The organism is Desulfovibrio sp. An276 (assembly GCF_002159665.1).
Lineage (GTDB): Bacteria > Desulfobacterota > Desulfovibrionia > Desulfovibrionales > Desulfovibrionaceae > Desulfovibrio > Desulfovibrio faecigallinarum.
The window spans coordinates 1-752 of sequence record NZ_NFJC01000095.1 but is presented as its reverse complement, the minus strand read 5'-3'; the positions used below and the strand labels follow the sequence as shown (position 1 = coordinate 752).

Genomic DNA, 752 nt, shown 5'->3' with positions numbered 1-752 from the left:
CAGTCAAAGAATAAACCACTACTTCAATAGTTTGTGGTAAATCTGGTCTATCCTTACTTTTTCCCCATTTTACATCAGCAAGTGAATCTCCATAAGCTGCCCGTGTAGTACTATCAACAGCACATAGAGCATTTTTATTGATACGATTTTTCCGTAAATTGAATAATTTATTTCGATGTTCATTAGTAATTTTTTGTGTTAGCCTAGTAATTATTGAAGGCGTTAATATCATTTTTGATGGAGCATAGTTTATACTTTGCCATCTTGACAAACGATTTAATGAATATTTTGTAACATATGAAAATATCGCAATAGTAATAATCATATCAACAATTTCTTTATTTTCGTTGAAAACATTCATTAAATCTTCTTGAATACCTAACTTATCAATAATTTGTTCAAGAAACCAGATGTCGCCATATAATTTTTCTTTTGGTTGCACTTGATGATGATAAAATGATTCTTGTTTATCAATGCCATAATCAATCTCAGTAAGATCCCAATCTTCTGGGAAGATCAATTTATTCCGTTCTTCTTGAGATAGACTTAAAAAAGTCATATTAGGAAAAAATTTATGTGTTTGGGGATCATATTTTCCCCAGTGGATATGCCTATTAGTGCGTTTACCTGTATCTGGATCTACAGATGTTGGTTGTGTGCTGGCGTAAGTGTATTTACCAAGTTTGTGGATGCTGACTCGGTATGGTGATTGAGGATCTGGCTTTCTAGGCATATTGGGCCTCCCGGTATTT

The 752-nt window shown here is 33.1% G+C and carries 1 protein-coding gene; it reads right to left on the bottom strand.

The annotated features are described in order from the left end of the window. The coding region (locus B5F76_RS14675; RefSeq protein WP_204218454.1) for a hypothetical protein at nucleotides 1-733 on the bottom strand (733 nt) is incomplete at its 3' end. Between the last annotated feature and the right edge of the window lie 19 nt (nucleotides 734-752).